Raw genomic sequence first — 19,204 nt, forward strand, 5'->3', positions numbered from 1 at the left:
TGAAATTATGTCAAGAGAGAAAACATTAGTTAAAAATACGTTAATTATGGCGTTGGGGACTTTTCTGCCTCGGATTATTAATTTATTGACTACGCCAATTATTACTAGTGCAACTACTGATGCGCAGTATGGGCAATTAGATTTAGTTACAACGACGATTCTTTCATTTATTGTACCTTTATGTACGTTGCAAATTGAACAGGCTCTATTTAGATTTCTTGTTGATGCTAAAAGTGAAAAAGAACAACGGCGTGTCATTACTAACGGATATGTAATGATTTTTGGACTTATGGTGATTGCTGCGATTATTTGTCTGTTTGTGCCAATCAGCATGTTTGAAGGCAGTTTTAAGCTATTGATTATTGGATATATATGGATTGAGATTATTGCAACAACTTCTAGGTTTGTTTTAAGGGCTTTTTCCAAATATAAAGAGTACTCTATTTTGGCGGCGTTAGTTGTAATAGTCAACTTTGTTGTTGTCTCAGTTTGTTTATTGTGGCTAAAGACAGGGTATATTGGGGTTTTAATAGCATTAGTAGCTGCTGATGTAGTCGGCTTTATTTATGTACTATGCGTATGTAATATTTTTAAATTTTTTAATTTTAAATATTTTAGTAGCGAATATGCTCTTAAAATGCTTGGCTATGCATTACCGTTTGTACCTAATATGGTATCATGGTATATTAATCAATTGTCTGATCGATGGATTATTTCAATTTTTCTAGGGGCAGGGCCAAATGGAGTTTATGCCTTGGCTAATAAAATACCTTCGATTGTTAATATCTTATATCCGGCCTTTAATTTAGCTTGGACAGATTCGGCAACAAGGAGTGTAAATGATCCTGATAGTGGCAGGTATTATAATAGGATGTTTCGGATGTTGTTTTGCATTGTCTCAGCAGGTTCAGTTTTATTAGTGGCTGGATCACCGATCATCTTTGGAATTTTATGCCGTAATAAAGAATTATATAGTGCTTTCGATTATACCCCAACCTTAATTTTAGCTACATATTTTTATTGCTTCTCACAATTTTTTGGAAGTATTTATGTAGCTGTTAAAAGTGCTAAAAATATGTCGGTAACAACGACTATTGCAGCTATAATCAATATTATCATCAATTTAGGTTTGATTAATATTATTGGAGTACAGGCAGCTGTTCTTTCAACATTGGCTGCGAATTTATTTTTAGCGGGATATCGGTTCTTTGATTTGAATCGGCGCTATGTACGTTTAAAAATAAATAAACGTCTAACAGTGTTGACAATCGTAATTTTTATAATTAGTATGTCTTTAGCATGGTCGGGAGATAAAATTTTATGGATATTAAATATTGTTATTGCGCTTGGCTACGCATACTTTATTTCTGGTGATATTTTTATTGGAATGTTTAAAGCTGTTTTAAAGAAACGTTAATAGTAATAATGTTAAGATTTAATTATTTAGCAAAGTAATTAAATTTTAACATTTTTTTTATGTCCTTTTTTGTATAGTTAATATTAATGAATTGGGTTACAGGAGGATAATATGGAAGCATATCAAAAATCGTTTAAAGAGGTCCAGCAAGCACTAGGAGTCAGTGATAATGGATTAAGTCAAAAAGATGTAATTAAGCGTCAAACACGATATGGAAGAAATGAAATTATTGGTGAAAAGCGTCAAAGTGTTTGGGGAATCTTATTTGATCAGTTTAAAGATTTATTAGTAATAATCTTGATTTGTGCGGGTATTATTTCAGCTATTAGCGGAGAATTTGAAAGTACATTGGTCATCTTGGTTGTAATTACTTTAAATGCATTGCTAGGAACATTTCAAACTGTAAAAGCACAGAAATCTTTGGATAGTTTAAAAAAATTATCTATGCCAAAAATAAAGGTGTTGCGTGAAGGTAAATTAGTTGAAATTAAATCAAACGAATTGACAGTAGGTGATTTGGTATTTATCCAGGCTGGAGATGTAATTGCTGGTGATGGACGCTTAAAAGAAGCGAATAATCTTCAAGTTAATGAAAGTGCATTGACAGGTGAGTCAAATAGTGTCGAAAAGCAGTTAGTTGCAATAAATCATCAATGTACTATTGGAGATATGACAAATATGGTTTTTTCAGGAAGCTTAGTTACAAATGGAACAGGGCAATATATTGTTACAAACATTGGAATGAAAACGCAGTTAGGAAAGATTGCTGAGATGTTGAATGCAACTAAACAGCGTCGTACGCCATTACAAAAGACGTTAGATGAATTTTCAGTAAAATTGTCAATTGGCATTATTTCAATCTGTATTATTGTTTTGTTTATGGATGTCTTTATCGCAAAAGAACAATTGCTCGATGCTTTGATGATTGCAGTAGCATTAGCTGTTGCAGCGATTCCTGAGGCATTAGGATCAATTGTGACTATTGTTTTGTCGATTTCAACTCAAAAAATGGCTAAAGAAAATGCAATTATTAAAAATTTAAATGCTGTGGAAAGCCTTGGTTGTGTTTCAGTGATATGTTCAGATAAAACAGGAACATTAACCCAAAATAAAATGACAGCAGTCGATATATATACAAATCGGATGTTAATACAAGCAAATCGTTTAAATCATCATGAATATTGTCATAATATCTTATTAAAGGCTTTTGTTCTATGTAATAATGCTACTATTTCTAAAGCACAGAGTATTGGTGATCCAACAGAGATTGCCTTACTGGAATTATATCAAGATTATAATTATAAAAACGCATATCGATTGCAGACTAAACGTCAACAGGAATTGCCGTTTGATTCCACACGAAAGCTGATGAGTGTTACTTCAAAGAATCATCTATACACTAAAGGAGCCCCAGATGTTTTATTAAAACGATGTAATCGAATATTAATAGATGGATATAAAGAAATTTTTACTAATAAAGATAAGCAGCGTATTATGGAACAAAATGATGCTTTGGCGCGCCAGGGAAAGCGTGTATTAGGATTTGCGTATAAAGAGTTTTATCGTAATACATTAGAAAAAAGGGATGAAAATGATTTAGTTTTTGTTGGTCTAGTATCTTTAATTGATCCTCCTCGCATTGAAAGCGCTCAGGCGGTCAAAGATTGCATTTTAGCAGGGATTAAACCAATCATGATAACTGGTGACCATGTTGTAACTGCGTGCAGTATTGCAAAGAAAATTGGTATTTTTAAGCAAGGTGATAAATGTTTAGAGGGAACTCAGTTAGATAAACTTACTGATCAGCAATTGCGGAATTACTTGCCACATGTATCTGTTTATGCGCGAGTTGCACCAGAACATAAAATTAGAATTGTTCAAGCTTGGCAAGCACGTGGAGCAATTGTTGCAATGACCGGTGATGGTGTTAATGATGCTCCGGCTTTGAAACAAAGTGATATTGGGGTAGCGATGGGAATTACGGGGAGTGAAGTTTCTAAGGATGCAGCTAGTATGATTCTGACAGATGATAACTTTGCAACTATCGTTAAAGCAATCATTACTGGCCGAAATGTATATACAAATATTAAAAATTCAATTATCTATCTTTTATCTGGGAATTTATCCGCAATAATTTGTGTTTTAGTTACATCATTTGCAATTTTACCAACTCCTTTTTTGCCGGTTCATTTACTATTTATTAACTTAATTACAGACTCTTTACCGGCCATTGCGATTGGGATGGAAAAGGGGAGTGATGAAATTCTAAAGCAAAAGCCACGGGGATCGGGCGATTCATTACTTAATAAAGAGACAATTTTACAAGTGAGTTTTGAAGGGATAATAATTTGTATTTTCACAATGTTAGCTTATTTTATTGGTTTACGCAGTGATGAATTGACTGCTTCATCAATGGCATTTGGAACACTTTGTTTGGCGCGACTATTGCATGGATTTAACTGTCGAAGTAACTTGCCACTATATAAAATTCCTGTAAATTATTATAGTGTTGGAGCTTTTGTAATTGGAGTATCATTATTAACATGGATTCTAATTTCTCCTAATTTTCATTCACTTTTTTCAATTAGTGAACTATCACTAAAACAATTAGCAATAATTTTTGTTTCTGCAGCATTTCCAAGTATTATTATCCAAATATATAAGATGGTTTCTTCGAGGTATAATTAGAAACAAAACTAAATATAATATATTGGTGGTTTAATGAAAAAACGATATATATTTATTGTAATTACCATTATTTTAGCAATTGTTATTCAAGTTCTTAGTGTTAATATTACTCCTGCATTAAAGAAGATTGCAGACAAAGAAATAAATCGGTTTTGTCAGATGGTAATCAACAATACCCCTTTTCCAGTTACATTAGACCATCAGGAACTGATCAAGATCAATCGTAATGGTGATGAAATTGCGACAATTAATTTTAATACGAGTTATGCTTCAAGTATTGGAGCTAAAATGGTTAATAAATTAGATGAATTGTTTGTAGCGATTGAAGAAGGAACATATAAAAAAACAGATAATTCTTTTTATCAACGTCGATTTCAAAAGATGAGTGACGAAGGTGGGGTAATCGCTTCTATTCCCATTGGAGCATTAACACAAAATCCTTTCTTAGCAGGTGTTGGACCTAAAATAAAACTTAAATATGAAACTATATCTGCGATTACTTGCTCAGTCGAAAAAGATGTTAAAAGCTACGGTGTGAATCATGTTATGGTTTCTTTGAAATTGGTTATTAAAATTAAGATGATGGTATTATTACCATTTTATAACGAGGAGTTTAATAAAGACTATGACTATCCATTAGTGATGGAAATTATTGAAGGGGAGGTGCCTAATTGGTATCAGAATTAGAAATTTTACAACGTTTTTATCAGATCTATCTAGAACAAGAAAGTGATTTCTTTAGTTTTCAAGGTAATTTTTATTATTTATGCAAGGTTAATAATTTTACTAATGACTATCCATACTATGTAAATGCATTAGGACTAAATGGTTTCATGGTTGTTAATAACTGTTTTAATCGTCCTATCTCAATGGACTATATATTGTATACTTATCAAATCGAAGATTATCATTTTGAAATGTTTTTACAATATTCTTTGCGACCTTTAGATATTCAGGTTGAAGTTTTAAAAATTAAAGAAAGCTGGTGTGCAATTCTTGATGAAGCAAAGTGCAAGATTGGTAACTATGCTTCAAGAATCAGTCATTTTGAACATTTTGTAGTGCTGTCATATTACTATCAAGGTCTTGGAGAAGCCGCAATTAGCGTGTTAAATGAAATTAAAGAAACTAAGCTAGTTGCGGGGATAGAACACTTTAATATGATCGATAACTATGAGATGCTTTGCTGTCCAGCTAATTTAGTCATAGCTTCAAGAGTCAAGGATTTAGCCAGTAGCTATAAAAATAATTTGATTTCAGTTGAACAGTTAGAACAGTACATTCAGATTAGCGCTCTAACAGTAGATGAAATAATTTATCTCTATTCACGATTATTGTTTCCAAGTGAATTTATGCAGCTGGCAATCAATGATGATTGTAATGATGCACAAATAAAAAAAACACTTTTGAATATGTATCAAAATATAGATAATCAAAAAGCGTCTTTAGTAATTGCGTGGCAAATGTTAAATAAATATACTCGTTTACCCAAAATTGCCTGGTTATAAAAGCCAGGTAATTTTTAATAAAATAAAAAACCCACACTTAGTGTGAGCAATTTACTAATGGAGCGGGTGATGGGAATCGAACCCACGTAGTCAGCTTGGAAGGCTGAAGTTCTACCATTGAACTACACCCGCAATTTTAATGCATTAATATGATAGCACTATTTTTAAATGGTGACCCGCAGGCGATTCGAACGCCTGACCCTCTGATTAAAAGTCAGATGCTCTACCAGCTGAGCTAGCGGGTCATTATTAATGGCTGGGGTACCTGGATTCGAACCAGGGAGATGACAGAGTCAAAGTCTGTTGCCTTACCGCTTGGCTATACCCCAATGAATGGTGGAGGAGGGCGGATTCGAACCACCGAACCAAAGGAACTGAGTTACAGTCAGCCGCGTTTAGCCACTTCGCTACTCCTCCATCATGGTGCCGGCTAAAGGACTTGAACCCTCAACCTACTGATTACAAGTCAGTTGCTCTACCAATTGAGCTAAGCCGGCCTATTTTATTTTAAATGGTGGAGGTTAACGGGCTCGAACCGCTGACCCTCTGCTTGTAAGGCAGATGCTCTCCCAACTGAGCTAAACCTCCAGTGCCTTGGTGCCTAAATATATTATCATTTACTTTTCAATTAGTCAATAAAAAAAATTATAATAAATTAATTTTTTTATAATTAGTTTAATATAATAAGCACTTCTTTTACATTTTGGCCATATTTTAAATATTTATGCAAATGAAAAGACGATCAAAGATCGTCATAATAATTAATAGCCTGGTTTACCAAGTAATTTAAACATATTTGCTTTGTACACTTCAACACCTGGTTGATTAAATGGATTAACACCAAGTAAATATACAGACATAGCACATGACATTTCAAAGAAATATACCATGTAACCAAAACCATAAGCATCCATTTTATCTAAAGTAATCAAAATGTTAGGTACATTACCAGTATTAACATGAGCATCAACAGTTCCTTCACAAGCTTTTTTATTTACATAGTCTACAGATTTACCTGCTAAATAATTAAGACCATCTAAATCATCTTTATCACTAGGAATAGTGATATCTCCAGCTGGTTCTTTAATTTGCATGATTGTTTCATAAAGAACTTTTGTACCTTCTTGGATAAATTGTCCTAAAGAATGTAAATCAGTTGAGAAAGTAGCACTAGTAGGTAAGATACCTTTACCTTCTTTACCTTCTGATTCACCGTAAAGTTGTTTCCACCATTCAGCTACCATAGCTAGTTGTAATTCGTAAGTTACAAACATTTCAGCAGGATATCCGGCTTTGTGTAAAATCTGACGAGCAACACCATATTTATAAGCATCATTTTGATCAAGATCAGCATTACCGTATTTTTCCATCGCATCTTTAGCACCTTTTAACATTGCATCTACATCAATTCCAGCCATTGCGATTGGGAATAATCCTACTGGTGTTAAAACTGAATAACGGCCACCAACATCATCAGGAATTACAAATGTCGTATATCCCTCTTCAGTAGCCAAAGTTTTTAATGCACCTTTAGCCTTATCTGTTGTAGCAACGATTCTTTCTTTAGCTCCAACTTTACCGTATTTAGTTTCGCACATTTCTTTGAAAATTCTAAATGCGATAGAAGTTTCTGTAGTTGTACCTGATTTAGAAATTACATTGATAGCAAAATCCTTATCTTTAATATAATCAGCTACTTGTTTAATATAATTTGATGAAAAAGTATTTCCTACATAAATGATTTCAACATCATTAGTTGGATATAATCCGTTGATTGCTTCAATTGCTGCACGTGCACCTAAGTAAGATCCCCCAATACCACAAACTAGTAACACATCTGTTTTTTCTCTTAGACTAGCAGCTGTTTCTTTAATTAATTCAACTTCAGCTTTATCATAATTTTCAGGTAATTCAACCCACCCAAGAAAATCATTACCAGCTCCAGTTTTGTTGTGAATCATATCATGGATTTCTTTTACTTTGTCCTTGTATGATTCTAAATCCTCGCTTAATTTAGCTTTAGATAAATCTAATGTAATCATTTTAACTTTCCTCCGTGATTCCTTGTTTAAGCCATTTTTCCATGGCAAGAGCTAATGGTTTGAAACCATTAGGCGTTTCAACGATTAATCGTCTAGGATTCTTATAGTAAACACGTTTATTGCGTCTACGATAACGATTATCAATGGCTTTCAAGCTAAGTTTAGCATGGTTAGTTTCCTGATCAAAATCAATAACTTTTACTTTGATTGATTCACCCACCTTAACAAAACTATCGATGCTTTTAACGAATTTATCAGATATTTCGGAAATATGTATTAATCCTGTTGAATTATCTGGTAAACTGGCAAAAGCTCCATATGGCTGGATACCAGTAATTTTGACATCAATGATATCACCGCGTTTAATCTTTTGGCTCATTTAATAATCACTCCCTGCGTGGATATTATAGCACAAAATAAATAAAATTATTTCATTTTTTATAAATAATACAAAAATCATTGATAAGGCAATAGATTCAATAAATTTAGTATATTTTTTTATTAAGTAAAAGAATACATTTTTAAGGTTGTTAAAATTAAATTTAAGCTAAGAATAAAGTATTACGCCATCTAGAACCAGGAATAACAATTTAAAGAATGTAGTAGAAGAATAGTTATTCTAAAATTATGTGAAAAGGAAATGAATGATTTGCTGGTAGAAGTAAGATGGCTTTACTAGTTTTAAAAGACGATTAGAGAATTAATGAATATAAATAGGCTGGAATTATTGTCCAGCCTATTTGTGTATATAAGATTATTTTCTAAATATCTTTAAATTACTGATATATTTTATTTATTAGTAGTCTAAAACAATAACTAGATTACAATTTTGATACTTGGTCACTTAATCCTTTATGCTTTAGAAAGATTGATATAATTTGCGATATGAGAGTAAGCATTCTAAGCTCTTCTTTTGTCCATATTCGTTTTCCTGTACATTCATCAAAGCCAACGAAACCGGCAATCATTTCCTGCTCATAGTACGCACACTGTAGTGTAGAATGAATTCCTTGGGCTTCAAACAGTTGTCTTTGTTTTTTGCTTAATGACGTGACATCATGACAGTAGAAGATAGAATTTTCATCGAATACTCTTTCATATTCATCCATATCATGATAAGAAATATTTTGTAGTTGTTCTTTTACAGCGGTGATCCCTTCATTACACCATTCATATGTATTGGAGCAATGTTCTTTGTCTGTCATGGTTTCGAAAATATAAGCACGGCTTACGTCATAGCGTTTTCCAGTAATTTCAAGAATCAGATTAACAGCTGTTTTTAAATCTTTGTTTTGAAATAGAATACGAAAGGCGTAATCTGCTAATGAAACAGATGTTTCACTATAAGATTGTTGTGAATCGATAGTTGCACCTAGTGAAGAATATGCGGTAATACTTTGCTGATTACAAGATTTTTCATTATATACGATATATGTATTCTTGCCTTGGATTTTGGCTTGGTAAAGGGCTTTATCAGCATTTGCATACAATTCCAAAAAATTATGTCCATCTTTTGGATATAAAGCGATACCAATACTGCTTGTTACCTGAATCTTACTTTTCTCTTTGTCAAATAGATGGGCAAATGTTTTTTGTAGTTCTTCAGCTTTCTTTTCTGCATCTAAGTGGCTAGTAATATTTTTCATGAAAATAATAAACTCGTCACCACCAATTCTACCAACGACATCACTATCACGTACTTTCTTTTTCATAGCCGTTGCCATTTCACCTAATACCATATCTCCAGCAATATGTCCCAATGTATCATTGATTTGTTTAAAATTATCTGTGTCAATCATGAAGAGTGCTCCCTTAGAGTCATGATGTTCAATAATAAAGTTTTTTATTTGATTTTCGGTTTCAGAGCGGTTGTATATCCCAGTTAATGCATCTTTTTCTGCTTTATGCTGTAATGTCTTTATTTTTTGTCTTTCATCTGTAATATCTAGACCCATACTATAAAAACAAGGGATACCATCCCAGCTGTCCCTTTCATCTACGTAGCATAATGTCAGTGTCCAGATACGTTCTTCTTTATTACGGGTATAGACTCGTCCCTCGAATACAACGCTCTCTTTTGAATTTCTTAATTTATGAACAATCTGCTTGGCTCTTTTTAAGTCCTCAGGATGCATATAGCTTTTTAACTCATAACGTTCACTTTTAAATTGTTCTTTTGTATAACCAATCATTTTAAGAAAAATATCATTGCACCAGAGAATTGAAGAATAATCCCTTGCATCAACACGTACCATCGCGGCAGAAATGGTTTTTAAAATTGCTTCTCGTTCTTGATCTTTCTTTGCTAGCTTATATTCAGTACTATAAGTGTCATGGGAAAGCTCAATACGAGCAGAGTGGCCATGCCAATTCAACATACGATCCTTGATAATAAAATTTCTTTTTAATAAAGGGTTATAAAACTCCCATTCATAAGTTTGATCTTTTTTTAAATATTTATTTGTACAGAAAGGACAGGGGGAACTTCTACCTTGTATGATTTCATAACACTTTTTCCCTATTGCTTGTTCAGCTCTAGTACCAAGCGTTTCACATGCAACTTTATTTAAATATAGAAGTTCATATGTGTCAATATCACTGATATAAACATTTCCGGCATTTTCTGCCATCATCCATTGAAAGTTATCTATATATACATTTTTAGTTGAAATGAGTGTATTCTGTGTATTGATTAAATTACTAATATCGTTATATGCAATTGTTATTACTTCGAAAGAAAGTGAAATAGATAATTTAATCCATTTTATTTCATCATGTCTAAAAGGAATTCGGATTATACATTCTTGATGTAAATCACGATGCTCTTGCAACTTTGCTAATTGATTTTCAAGAATAATAAAATCATCTGTATAAGGTTTGTAGTATGTTTTTAAATCCTGCCAAATCATTTTAAAATCTTTTTTTTCATGCCCGGTCATTTTATAAAAAGCATCATTTGCCCATATAAATGAGAGTTTTTTATCAGGTTTGTGTTTACTAATTGGAGTTGCCAGAGTATTTAAATATTTTTCTAAAATAGCATTTTCATTAATCGACATTTTCTTTGCAGTATTTTTATTGTTCATCATAACCACCCCTCCTGATATATCACATTTATATCACACATATCATTCTTTTATTATAACATAGTAATTTGAAAACGCTATCTTTTCGTTCTGCTGAATAGTTAATGAAGTTAAAATGTAATATTGAAATATCTAATAAAAAATATTTTACAATAAATTTTTGTTAATTTTGGTAGTGGTCAGATAGTATAATGATTTAATAGAGAGACTAAAATTTGATAGAAGCGAAGGTATTATAGTAAAGTTTTGTTTTGGTAATTAAGTCATAGAGGATTTTTTATGAAGAATGAAATATTTTATGAATATGAATCATTAGAACAGAGTAGGAAATAGAAGGATATTTTTGTTATTAAGAACAAAAAATCAAAACATAATTAAAAAGATTGACTTCATTATGAGTGAGAAATCAATCCTTATATTTAAATTAAAATATTGTGTCTAGCTTTGTAATTTTAGCATATATGTACGTAGTTAGAACATTTGTCAGACAGATAAAGAACCTCAGTTTAGTGGGGCTCTTTATCTGTGTTACATGTCCTTTTGCATGTTTGAGAAATGAGAGTTTTGGGACTTATACTCATTTCCCGGATATATTATATCAAAATAAAAAGAAGAATGAAAAAATAATGCACTATTTTTTATCCCGTAATAGCTGATATATTCTTGCAAAAGAAAAACAGTCATTTTTTTTATATAAAAAAAATAAAAAAGTTAAACAATTAATAGTGATGAAGAATTAATAGTGATGAAGATAGGATATTTAGTAGTAATGGTCTTTATTAAGTATCTTGTTTTACAACACCGTCATTACAGTGTTTTTCATCCGACAGTTAGTCGATTATAATATAGATCATCCAAGTGATTTTTATGGTTTTTAGTTAAAATCATATTATCCTAGTAATTTTCTTAATTAAAGTGTATATTTATTTAAAAATAATTTTTTTGTGGTAAAATAGATAAGTGCTAAAGGAGTGAAGGACAATGGAAAATACAAGTACAATTGAAGAAGTAGAAAAAGTAATTAACAAATTAAGACCGTACTTAAATCGTGATGGTGGTGACATCGAATTAATAGATTTTAAAGATGGCATTGTTTATGTGAAGATGTTAGGTGCCTGTGCGGGTTGTTCAATGTTAGATGAAACTTTAAAGGATGGTGTTGAGCAAATCTTAATGGAAGAAGTACCAGGAGTTTTAGGAGTGCAAAATATTTTAGAAGGAACTGAGTATTAATTTAAAACAAAGTTGAGACAAAAAAAGATTCATTCCATGCTAAAATATTAGTATCTAATAAATTGCTTGCAATAATGTCTTAGATATATTATTATGTATTTGTTGTTTTAAGGAATATTATTTTTTAATTTATGCAAACTAAGTTAAGGTGATAATATGAAGAATGTAAGGCAACAAAAAATGATTGCCAGTATCTTATTAGATATTGGACTCGATGACGATATTATTGAGGTAATAACGTCACTAACTAAAGAAGAAATAGAACAAATAAATAAAAAAGACTCTTATTAAGAACTACTAGATGAAGATCGATGATGTAGTGGCAACCCTATATTAAATTAGAAGGTGCCTAACTGAGCAAGTTTATACTTGAACAATGAGAGAAGGCTTCCTAACTATGTATGCTTTCTCTTTAGGAAGCTTTTTTATTTGTAGAAGGAGAAAGAAAAATGAAAGAAAAAGTATTATTTACCTCTGAATCAGTTTCAAAAGGGCATCCTGATAAAGTTTGTGATCAAATTAGTGATGCTATCCTTGATGCGTGCTTAAAAGAAGATCCTAATTCACGTGTGGCCTGTGAAGTTTTTGCTACTACTGATCTGGTAGTTATTGGTGGAGAAATCACAACTACTGCAGAAGTTAACTATGAGCAGGTAGCTCGAGATGTTTTAAAGGACATTGGATATGATGATAGCGATAAAGGAATCGATTATCGGACTTGCAAGGTTCAGGTAGTAATGGATTTACAGTCTCCTGATATTGCTTTAGGAACAAATGACGAAGTGGGTGGGGCAGGTGATCAAGGAATCATGTTTGGTTACGCCTGTAAAGAAACAAAAGGGTATATGCCTTTGCCGATTTCAATTGCTCATCATTTGGTTCGTTATGCAACTGAAAAAAAGGATACTGGAGAATTTAAGTCAGCCCGTCCTGATATGAAAGCTCAAGTAACGATTGATTATACCGAAAGTACTCCTAAAATTGATACTATTTTAATGTCGATTCAGCACGATCCTGATTTTGATGAAACTGAATTCAAACGTTATATTAAAGAAGAAATAATGGATGCAGTTGTAAGAAAATATAATTTAAACACTGATTATAAAGTGCTGATCAATCCAACTGGTCGCTTTGTTATTGGAGGACCGCATGGTGATACTGGCTTAACTGGGCGAAAGATTATTGTTGATACATATGGTGGGGCTGCTCGCCATGGTGGTGGGGCTTTTAGTGGAAAGGATCCATCCAAAGTTGACCGTTCAGCTGCCTATATGTTGCGTTATATTGCTAAAAATATTGTTGCGGCAAATCTTTGTGATAAATTAGAAATTCAGGTTTCTTATGCTATTGGAGTTAAAGAACCTACTTCAATTTTTATTGAGACGTATGGAACTGAACATGTTGACCATGATATAATCCTAAAAGCAATCAGAGATAACTTTGATTTAACTCCAGGAGGAATCATTAAAACGTTAGATTTACGTCAACCATTGTATCTAAAAACAGCTGCTTATGGACACTTTGGTCGTGGGGATAACAATCTTCCATGGGAAGAGTTAGATAAAGTAGAAATTCTAAAAAAATATTTATAGATAAAAATGCTCGATTTATTCGAGTGTTTTTTGTTTATGTTAAATTTAGGGAAATTTTATCAATAATTTGAGTGTTATTTTACAAATATATATTGTATAATATGTTTATACAAAGGAGGAATTCTTATGAAAATCTCAGTAAGAGGAAAAAACATTGAAATCACAGAGGCTATCGAAGCAAAGATTTCAGAAAAACTATCTAAATTAGATAAGTATTTCATCGTAAGTGACAATGTTGAAGCAAAAGTTTTATGTCGAGTTTATCCTTATGGACAAAAACTTGAAGTTACGATTCCTACTGAATATGTACTTTTAAGAGCAGAGGTCGTAGATGATGATCTATATAATGCTATGGATCTAGTTGTTGACAAATTAGAAGGACAAATCAGAAAGTACAAAACTAGACTAAGTCGTAAATCAAAAGATAATAAACTTGCGTTCAACCTATCTTCAATTGAAGATGTTGAATCTGAAGAAGATGTCTTGGTAAAGGTTAAGTCAATTACCCCTAAACCAATGGATATGGAAGAAGCAATCATGCAAATGGAATTGATTGGTCATTCATTCTTCGTTTATCGTGATGTTGAAAGTGATTCAATTAGTATCGTATATCGTCGTAATGATGGTGATTATGGTTTAATTGAAACTAGTAATTAATAATTGAATAATAGAAAAAGCCCTAAATGGGCTTTTTTATTTTACAACCTTGATAATAATCTTTAGCAACCATTAATTTATCAATATCATTTAAGATAGTTACTTTACGAATTGACCATAAGGGAGCGACTAAATCTGAAATATTTCCATCTCCGGTTAATCTTTCAATAACAATATTTTCTGGGATGTAACTTAATTGTTTGACAACTAAATCAATATATTCGTCACGACTCAGGATTTTAAAAGGCTGTTGTAAATATAACTGATGTAATTTTGTTTTTTCAATGACATAAAGCATATGGATCTTTAAGGCTTGAATGTCCAACTGCCCAACCGCCTTTGCTGTTTCAAGCATCATTTCATATGTTTCACCAGGTAGACCATTGATAATATGTACACAGACATTAATTTTTAATTTTCGTAATTTATTCAAGCCGTCTAGGAAGTCTTGATAATTATGGCCACGATTGATTAGTTCACCTGTTTGATCGTGAATGGTCTGTAAACCTAATTCGACCCATAAATCGCAGCGATTATTAACTTCTGCTAAATAATTTAAAACATCGGTTTCCAAGCAGTCTGGCCGAGTTGCGATGCTGATTGCAACCACATTTTTTTTATTGATAAATGGCTCGATACAAGCTTTGATTTTTTTTAATGGGCCGTATGTATTAGTATTGGCTTGAAAATAAGCAATATATTTACAATTTGGCCATTTATTTTGAAGAAGCAAACTAACATTACTAAATTGTATTTCTAATGAATCCTGGATATTTCCGGCAAAATCACCTGAACCAGTGCTGCTACAAAAAATACAGCCGCCCGTGCCTTTAGTACCGTCGCGATTTGGACAAGTAAAGCCCGCATTCAAACTAACTTTGGCAACTTTACTTTGATATTTATTTTTCAGATAATAATTAAAAGTATGATAGCGTTTATTATCATCACTATATTTAAATAAGTTCATTTTATCACCATTGCTATTATAACATAAGGAGGACGTTATGGCATTACAACTTATTAATATTACTAAATTTTATAAGTATGGAAAAAAGAGACAACGCGTTATTGATGATCTAACAATTAAATTTCCAAGTAGAGGGATGATAGGAATCATTGGTCAAAGTGGTACAGGGAAATCGACTTTGTTAAACATTATTGCGGGAATTGAGCGTCCATGCAATGGTCAGGTATTAATTGATGGGCATAGGCTCAACTATCAACAAATTAGAATGTATCAACGTGATTATATTAGTTATGTTTACCAATTTTATAATTTAGTCAATGCTTTAACAATAAAAGAGAATTTAATCTTAATTACAAAAATAAAAGGTATTGATTTAAAGCAAGTGTCTGGTCAATTGGAGGAGTATTGTCGAACTTTAAAAGTAGTTGAATTGTTGGAAAGATATCCCGATGAACTATCGGGTGGTCAAAAGCAGCGAATTGGATTGGTTCGAGCTTTCTTGTGTAATACACCAATTCTTTTAGCAGATGAACCAACTGGAGCATTAAATGATAAATTAAGTATTGAAGTGATGAGACTTTTAAAAAGGTATGCCAAGGAGCATTTAGTGATTGTTATTTCGCATAATTCTCGATTAATTAAACAATATACAAAAATGATTGTAGATCTTGATAAAAAAAAGAATTATTATAATTTTAGTAATGAACGATATCATAAATATTCACCAATAATCATAAAAAAGCAGCTAGGTCGACTGCTTTTTTATTGTAAAAGGCAACTCAAATATCAATTTAAAAAGATAATAATGATGTTTGTATCACAAATATTTATTATTCTAGCTTTTGTTTTATTATTAAGTGCTTTTAATGGTGGATGGCAATATTTAGAAAAAAAATTTGAAGAAGACCCATTAAAAAGAGTTATTGAAGTTTCAAAAAATGATTATATTAATAATATCTTTGAACGCAAAGAAATTAAAAAATTTGAGAAGAATAATAAAATAGCAAATGTTGCTTACAAATTAGTATTTAGTAATGGAATTTTAAGCAGTTATGATGAAGAGTTAGACGTTGAGGTATATCAGATATTTAAAACTAAAAAGTTAGATTATATTTCTGGGAAATATCCTTCAAAAGAGAATCAAATATTAATTAATCAGACAACGGCAAAGAAGTATAAATTAAAAATAGGCGAGAGAATTAATTTTGAAATTAATGATGATGAATATGAATTCACTATTAGTGGAATCATTAATGATCATATTAATATAGGGGTTAATCTTTATTTAGAACAACAGTATTTAGAAGAAGAGTTAAGTGATGATTGCCTGGATAAAACAGTTTTAATATTTCATAGTGATCAAGTAGATGCTGTGATAAAAGAATATCAAAAAGATTATTTGCTGATTAATCTACACGGTGATTATATTGACAACTATCGATCAATTTTTGATATCACTAGATTTGTGATTTTCTTATTTATTGTAATTAGTTTTGCTATTTCATTAATTTTAATTTCAGTTATTCTTAAAACAATTTTTATTGAACGAAAAAGAGATACTAGTCTTTTATTGGCTAATGGTCTTGGTAAAGGTAAAGCAATTAATTTATTTTGTCGTGAAGCAATTTTGATAGGAGGGCTGATTGGAAGTGCGGGAGCAATCTTAGCAATGGGCGTATTAAGATTAATTGAGCTATTTGATTTAAGTGATTATTTATTTAACATTCCAAGGTTGTTTGTCTTACCGAAATATATTTTTACAAAATATGATTTATATGTAGTGTTGATTGTTATTTATATAATTGCATGTTATTTAGCAGGGTTACAAGCTAGTCTTAAAATAAACAGAATGGATATTAGCATATTGTTAAAGGAGAACTAAAATGCTGGAAATTAAAAATTTAACTAAAAGATATGATGAAACTATTATTAAAAATTTAAACATAATATTACCAAGTACGGGATTGATCATAATAGTAGGAAATTCTGGATGCGGAAAAACAACATTATTAAATCTAATTGGTGGAATAGATCAAGATTATGAAGGAGAAATATTATTTGATCATCAAGATATTCGAAAAATTAAAAAGTATTGTCGTAGGCATATTGGTTTTATTTTTCAGGATTTCAATTTAATTAATTGGCTAAATGTCAAAGAAAATTATTTGTTAGCAAAATTTTTTACTAAAATTTCATATAAAAGAGCAGTTGAAGATCAAGAAGAAAAATTAGAACTCCGAAAACTGAATAAAAAAAGGGTCAAAATCTTATCTGGTGGACAAAAACAACGGGTTGCATTACTTCGGGCGATGATTAAAAATGTTGATATTTTATTGTGTGATGAGCCAACAGGTTCTCTAGATGATAAAAATGCAAAGATGGTTTTTGAATTATTACATGCAGAAGCTAAGGAACGACTTGTCATTGTTATAACACACAATGAGCAATTAGCTTATCAATATGCTGATCAATGCTTTTCTATGCAAAATGGACAATTGATTGGGAAGTATCGCCGGGATAAAAATAATCATTTTTATTCGCGTTTAGTCAAACAGCATTCACCATTAAAATTATATCAACTGGCATTGTTACAATATCGTGCTAATTTGGGTAGAAATTTAAAAATATCATCTGGTATTACAGTAGCTTTGATTTGTATTATGATTACCTTTACACTGAGTGGATCATTACAAACCCAAATAAAAAGACAGCTTGATTCTATATTTCCAAATCAACTAATTTCGATTCAGAATGTACATAAAAAATTACTTAGTTATCATGAGTTACTTTCATTATCAAATTTAGATATGAATGAATTTATCTATGGGGAACCAGCCGATTATGAATTTATGGGAGTATCACTGCAAAGTGATTATGAAGTTGAAAAAACAATTTATATCAGTGATATGACTAAACCAATAAAAAGTAGGAATTTGGAAATAGGACGTGAAACAAAAAATAGTAATGAAATAGTTTTATCAAAAACAACGGCAACACATCTTAATCCTGATTATCAAAAATTATTGAATCAACAATTATATGGATATTATTTAAAGGACGATCAAATTAAAGGAGTCTCACTCACTGTTGTTGGAATAGGGAAAGATGTAACTACTTTTGACACAATCTATATTAATGAATTAGCTAATCTCGATCATATTAGCCAAGCTTTTGCGATTGATAAGAAACAATTATTGTTTCAATTAGCTATGATCAATTTAAATAGCAAAGCGGATCTTGATGATCTTTTAATGGATTTAGAAGATCAGTATAGTCAATTTGAATTTAAAGTTGCAGGAGAAAATATTAATGAAAGAATAGATACATTTATGTTACAAATTCAAAGAGTTCTTTTACTATTTTCTTTATTGGCTATAGTAGCAGCATGTTTCTTAATTGGGGAAGTGTTATATTTGTCTGTTATAGAAAAAACAAAAGATATCGGTATTTTTAAATGTATGGGTGCGAGTAAATTACAGATCATGAATTTAGTTTTATTAGAAAGTTTTACTTTAATTAGTGGAGCGTTTATCTGCTCTTATGTATTTTTTTATCAATTAGTTAATTTAATTAATCAGCTTGTTGAAAATGAGCTGCAGCTTGATTTATCAGGAGTGTTTATTCAAATTGATTATCAGTTAGTAATTGCTATCTATTTAGGAGCATTATGTTTTGGATTGTGCAGTAGCTATATTCCCGCCTTTTTGGCAGGCCGGTTAGATCCTATTAAAGCATTAAAACAACCAAATTATTAGTAATAAAATTTGTTGCATATCAGCCTTTTTATGTTATAATATTCTAGTATTTGAAAGTCGATGAATAGGACTAGTAGTAATTGACGTTTTTTATAGAGAATCAGTGGCTGGTGGAAACTGATAAAACGGGTTATGAACTCACCTAGGAGATGCAGCGGGGAATTAAGTAGTCGTTGTCGTTAACTGCGTTAAAGTTTTGAGGGCTAGGTCTTTTAGACTTGGAACTAAGGTGGTAACGCGATTAAAAGTCGTCCTTAGA

Annotated in this window: 14 protein-coding genes, 6 tRNA genes, 1 riboswitch and 1 other annotated feature; of the genes, 10 read left to right on the forward strand and 10 right to left on the reverse strand. The window is 31.4% G+C overall.

What is annotated here, in order from left to right; genetic code table 11:
• Positions 1 to 7: 7 nt before the first annotated feature.
• The 4 genes from EYR00_RS06510 to EYR00_RS06525 all read left to right on the forward strand — a co-directional run bounded on the left by EYR00_RS06510 (position 8) and on the right by EYR00_RS06525 (position 5,613).
• Positions 8 to 1,417 carry a lipopolysaccharide biosynthesis protein gene (locus EYR00_RS06510; RefSeq protein ID WP_003538050.1) on the forward strand — a complete coding sequence of 470 codons (1,410 nt, stop codon included), beginning with the start codon at positions 8 to 10 and terminating at the stop codon, positions 1,415 to 1,417.
• A gap of 111 nt (positions 1,418 to 1,528) precedes the next feature.
• Positions 1,529 to 4,105 (forward strand): cation-translocating P-type ATPase, encoded by a 2,577-nt coding sequence (locus tag EYR00_RS06515; protein ID WP_003538051.1) that lies wholly within the window; start codon positions 1,529 to 1,531, stop codon positions 4,103 to 4,105.
• A 33-nt stretch (positions 4,106 to 4,138) separates the two neighbouring features.
• Positions 4,139 to 4,792 (forward strand): sporulation protein YunB, encoded by a 654-nt coding sequence (locus EYR00_RS06520; protein ID WP_003538052.1) that lies wholly within the window; start codon positions 4,139 to 4,141, stop codon positions 4,790 to 4,792.
• Complete coding sequence (locus tag EYR00_RS06525; RefSeq protein WP_003538053.1) at positions 4,777 to 5,613, forward strand: hypothetical protein; 837 nt, start codon at positions 4,777 to 4,779, stop codon at positions 5,611 to 5,613. The genes EYR00_RS06520 and EYR00_RS06525 overlap by 16 nt, the downstream gene beginning before the upstream one ends.
• A gap of 58 nt (positions 5,614 to 5,671) precedes the next feature.
• Here EYR00_RS06525 and EYR00_RS06530 read toward each other — a convergent pair.
• The 9 genes from EYR00_RS06530 to EYR00_RS06570 all read right to left on the reverse strand — a co-directional run bounded on the left by EYR00_RS06530 (position 5,672) and on the right by EYR00_RS06570 (position 10,744).
• Positions 5,672 to 5,745 (reverse strand) — tRNA-Gly (locus EYR00_RS06530).
• Between the two features lie 37 nt (positions 5,746 to 5,782).
• Positions 5,783 to 5,858 (reverse strand) — tRNA-Lys (locus tag EYR00_RS06535).
• Positions 5,859 to 5,866: 8 nt separating this feature from the next.
• A tRNA-Gln gene (locus EYR00_RS06540) sits at positions 5,867 to 5,942 on the reverse strand.
• Between the two features lie 5 nt (positions 5,943 to 5,947).
• Positions 5,948 to 6,030 (reverse strand) — tRNA-Tyr (locus tag EYR00_RS06545).
• A gap of 4 nt (positions 6,031 to 6,034) precedes the next feature.
• A tRNA-Thr gene (locus EYR00_RS06550) sits at positions 6,035 to 6,110 on the reverse strand.
• A 15-nt stretch (positions 6,111 to 6,125) separates the two neighbouring features.
• Positions 6,126 to 6,201, reverse strand: a tRNA-Val gene (locus EYR00_RS06555).
• Between the two features lie 173 nt (positions 6,202 to 6,374).
• On the reverse strand, positions 6,375 to 7,655 hold the full coding sequence (locus EYR00_RS06560) for a glucose-6-phosphate isomerase (protein ID WP_003538054.1): 1,281 nt from the start codon (positions 7,653 to 7,655) through the stop codon (positions 6,375 to 6,377).
• A gap of 1 nt (position 7,656) precedes the next feature.
• A complete protein-coding gene (locus EYR00_RS06565; protein ID WP_003538055.1) occupies positions 7,657 to 8,034 on the reverse strand; it encodes a CvfD/Ygs/GSP13 family RNA-binding post-transcriptional regulator in 378 nt (125 codons plus the stop codon).
• Between the two features lie 442 nt (positions 8,035 to 8,476).
• Positions 8,477 to 10,744 carry a sensor domain-containing diguanylate cyclase gene (locus tag EYR00_RS06570; protein WP_003538056.1) on the reverse strand — a complete coding sequence of 756 codons (2,268 nt, stop codon included), beginning with the start codon at positions 10,742 to 10,744 and terminating at the stop codon, positions 8,477 to 8,479.
• A 978-nt stretch (positions 10,745 to 11,722) separates the two neighbouring features.
• Between EYR00_RS06570 and EYR00_RS06575 the strand changes: the two genes are divergently transcribed.
• The 4 genes from EYR00_RS06575 (at position 11,723) to hpf (ending at position 14,223) form a co-directional block, all read left to right on the forward strand.
• Complete coding sequence (locus tag EYR00_RS06575; RefSeq protein ID WP_003538057.1) at positions 11,723 to 11,974, forward strand: NifU family protein; 252 nt, start codon at positions 11,723 to 11,725, stop codon at positions 11,972 to 11,974.
• A 156-nt stretch (positions 11,975 to 12,130) separates the two neighbouring features.
• Positions 12,131 to 12,265, forward strand: a complete 135-nt coding sequence (locus EYR00_RS15835) for a hypothetical protein (RefSeq protein ID WP_003538058.1) — start codon at positions 12,131 to 12,133, stop codon at positions 12,263 to 12,265.
• A riboswitch (SAM riboswitch) is annotated at positions 12,256 to 12,357 on the forward strand. Its footprint overlaps the gene before it by 10 nt.
• A 66-nt stretch (positions 12,358 to 12,423) precedes the next feature.
• Positions 12,424 to 13,566: a methionine adenosyltransferase gene (metK, locus tag EYR00_RS06580; RefSeq protein WP_003538059.1), complete on the forward strand. Its 1,143-nt coding sequence runs from the start codon at positions 12,424 to 12,426 to the stop codon at positions 13,564 to 13,566.
• Between the two features lie 126 nt (positions 13,567 to 13,692).
• Positions 13,693 to 14,223 carry a ribosome hibernation-promoting factor, HPF/YfiA family gene (hpf, locus tag EYR00_RS06585; RefSeq protein ID WP_003538060.1) on the forward strand — a complete coding sequence of 177 codons (531 nt, stop codon included), beginning with the start codon at positions 13,693 to 13,695 and terminating at the stop codon, positions 14,221 to 14,223.
• Positions 14,224 to 14,245: 22 nt separating this feature from the next.
• Here hpf and mnmL read toward each other — a convergent pair whose 3' ends face one another.
• Complete coding sequence (gene mnmL, locus EYR00_RS06590; RefSeq protein ID WP_003538061.1) at positions 14,246 to 15,190, reverse strand: tRNA modification radical SAM protein MnmL/YtqA; 945 nt, start codon at positions 15,188 to 15,190, stop codon at positions 14,246 to 14,248.
• Positions 15,191 to 15,227: 37 nt separating this feature from the next.
• Between mnmL and EYR00_RS06595 the strand changes: the two genes are divergently transcribed.
• Both EYR00_RS06595 and EYR00_RS06600 read left to right on the forward strand, forming a co-directional pair.
• Entirely contained in the window at positions 15,228 to 17,072 is a 1,845-nt protein-coding gene (locus EYR00_RS06595; protein ID WP_003538062.1) for an ABC transporter ATP-binding protein/permease, read from the forward strand.
• A gap of 1 nt (position 17,073) precedes the next feature.
• Positions 17,074 to 18,945, forward strand: coding sequence for an ABC transporter ATP-binding protein/permease (locus tag EYR00_RS06600; protein ID WP_003538063.1), 1,872 nt, complete (start codon positions 17,074 to 17,076; stop codon positions 18,943 to 18,945).
• A gap of 51 nt (positions 18,946 to 18,996) precedes the next feature.
• Positions 18,997 to 19,204: a binding site (T-box leader), on the forward strand.

The sequence above is a fragment of the Thomasclavelia ramosa DSM 1402 genome (genome assembly GCF_014131695.1).
GTDB lineage: Bacteria > Bacillota_I > Bacilli_A > Erysipelotrichales > Coprobacillaceae > Thomasclavelia > Thomasclavelia ramosa.